Annotated in this window: 3 protein-coding genes; all 3 read left to right on the top strand. The window is 64.5% G+C overall.

Going from position 1 to position 2,557, the window contains the following annotated elements; translation table 11 throughout:
- The first annotated feature begins 94 nt into the window (after window positions 1-94).
- Window positions 95-1,159: a class II fructose-bisphosphate aldolase gene (fba, locus tag AS93_RS0117905; protein WP_027591862.1), complete on the top strand. Its 1,065-nt coding sequence runs from the start codon at window positions 95-97 to the stop codon at window positions 1,157-1,159.
- Between the two features lie 247 nt (window positions 1,160-1,406).
- A complete protein-coding gene (locus tag AS93_RS0117910) occupies window positions 1,407-1,799 on the top strand; it encodes a YkgJ family cysteine cluster protein (RefSeq protein WP_027591863.1) in 393 nt (130 codons plus the stop codon).
- Window positions 1,800-1,956: 157 nt separating this feature from the next.
- Window positions 1,957-2,557: GNAT family N-acetyltransferase (locus AS93_RS0117915; protein WP_027591864.1), on the top strand; the 601-nt coding region annotated here is incomplete at its 3' end.

A 2,557-nucleotide genomic window follows, 5' to 3' on the forward strand; every position in this document is an offset into this window, starting at 1 on the left:
TGTCCACCACGACAGCGACACGGCAGGTGGACAAGCGCTACACGCGTTGTCCACCCTACGCCCCGAATGACCTTTCTCCACTGGAGCTATACCGATGGCCCTTATCAGCATGCGTCAGCTGCTGGACCACGCCGCCGAATTCGGCTACGGCGTGCCGGCATTCAACGTCAACAACCTCGAACAGATGCGCGCCATCATGGAAGCGGCCGACAAGACCGACTCCCCGGTGATCGTCCAGGCCTCGGCCGGCGCCCGCAAGTACGCCGGCGCGCCCTTCCTGCGCCACCTGATCCTCGCCGCGATCGAAGAATTCCCGCACATCCCGGTGTGCATGCACCAGGACCACGGCACCAGCCCGGACGTCTGCCAGCGCTCCATCCAGCTGGGCTTTTCCTCGGTGATGATGGACGGCTCGCTGAAGGAAGACGGCAAGACCCCGGCCGACTACGACTACAACGTGCGCGTCACTAAGCAGACCGTTGCCTTCGCCCACGCCTGCGGCGTGTCCGTGGAAGGCGAGCTGGGCTGCCTGGGCAGCCTGGAAACCGGCACCGCCGGTGAAGAAGATGGCATCGGCGCCGAAGGCGTGCTGGACCACAGCCAGATGCTGACCGACCCGGAAGAAGCCGCCCAGTTCGTGCGCGAAACCCAGGTGGATGCCCTGGCCATCGCCATCGGCACCAGCCACGGCGCCTACAAGTTCACCAAGCCGCCGACCGGGGACATCCTGGCCATCGAGCGCATCAAGGAAATCCACAAGCGCATCCCCAACACCCACCTGGTTATGCACGGATCAAGCAGCGTGCCGCAGGAGTGGCTGAAGGTCATCAACGAGTTCGGCGGTGACATCAAGGAAACCTACGGCGTGCCGGTCGAGGAAATCGTCGAGGGCATCAAGCACGGCGTGCGCAAGGTGAACATCGACACCGACCTGCGCCTGGCCTCCACCGGCGCCATGCGCCGCTTCATGGCCCAGAACCCGAGCGAGTTCGACCCGCGCAAGTTCTTCGCCAAGACCATCGACGCCATGCGCGACATCTGCATCGCCCGCTACGAAGCCTTCGGCACCGCCGGCCACGCCTCGAAGATCAAGCCGATCTCCCTGGAAGGCATGTTCCAGCGCTACGCCCGTGGCGAGCTGGATGCCAAGGTCAACTGAGCCTTGCCGCGCTAACGAAACAGCCCCGCCCTGCGGGGCTGTTTCGTTTTGAGTGAGTTCTCCGTAGGACGGCCAAGGCGCAGCCTAGGCCGCCAGAATCCAACAGCCGGCGGCCAGAAAAGCGCTGACCGCCCCACGGCTCTGCTGTCAGCGCCGCCCCGACAAAAAATACTGTTCCGCGCCCGCCGGCGCCCTTTAAAATCCGCGCCCTCTCCGCCCCGCTGCGGGCCTCTCGCTGTACATCCCCATGAAACCCACCCTGATTGCCGCCGCCGAACTCGACCGCCTGGAAACCTGGGCCAAGTACCATAAGGGCCTGTGCGACAGCTGCCAGGCCGTGTGCTGCACCATGCCGGCGGAAGTGCGCGTTGCGGACCTGATCCGCCTCGGCGTGCTGGACGAGTTCGACGCCGGCGAGCCGCCGCGGCAGTTGGCCAAGCGCCTGATGAAGGACGGCGTGATCCAGCACTTCAACCAGAAGCGCGAGCTGTTCACCCTGCAGCAGATGTCCAATGGCGACTGCCTGTACCTGGACCGCAAGACCCGCCGCTGCACGGTGTATGACAAGCGCCCGGACACCTGTCGCAACCATCCGCAGATCGGCCCGCGACCCGGCTACTGCGCCTACCGGCCACGGTAGGCAAAGCGTCCTGCGCCTATACATTCGTCGAGGAATGTTGTTTTCCGCCGCAACCGGGCTAGCGTTTCCGGGGTAAACCACCGTTCCGGTTTCTTTCGGAACGGAACGGCCTTTGTGAAGTCAACTTCACAAACCTCCCCCGCTAGCGAGGCTGCACATGGAACGTTCATCCCCCCGCCATCTGATCGGCCGTTTTCGCCGCAAGCTGGAAAAACTGGGGCCGAGCCAGACGGCTCATCTCATGCTGGTGCGCCTGCTCGACCGCTTCAGCCTGTTCAAGATCCTGCGTGGCGTGTTGCTGGTGAAGGTGGACCCCGCCTTCCTCGACTGCCCGCCGCACCTGACGCCCGGCTTTCTCGACGAATCCCGTCTCTGGCAGCTGGCCCGCGACCCGGAGAATGCCCTGGACGCCAGTTTCCTTAACGAGGCCCTGGCCAAGGGCGACCGCTGCTATGCCATCCTCGACGGTGAGCGCCTGGCGGCCTACGGCTGGTACTCCCGCCAGCCCACGCGCATCGATCCACCGGAGCTGCTGCTCGGCTTCGATGCGGGCTACGTGTACATGTACAAGGGGCTGACCCGCCACGAGTACCGCGGCCAGCGCCTGCACGCCATTGGCATGAACCGAGCGCTGCAGCACTACCTGGAGCAGGGCGCCAAGGGACTGGTTTCCTATGTGGAATCGACCAACGTCGATTCGCTGAAGTCCTGCTTCCGCCTCGGCTATCGGCAGTTCGGCTCCATCTACCTGTGGCGGG

This window comes from Pseudomonas sp. RL, assembly GCF_000647775.1.
GTDB lineage: Bacteria > Pseudomonadota > Gammaproteobacteria > Pseudomonadales > Pseudomonadaceae > Serpens > Serpens flexibilis.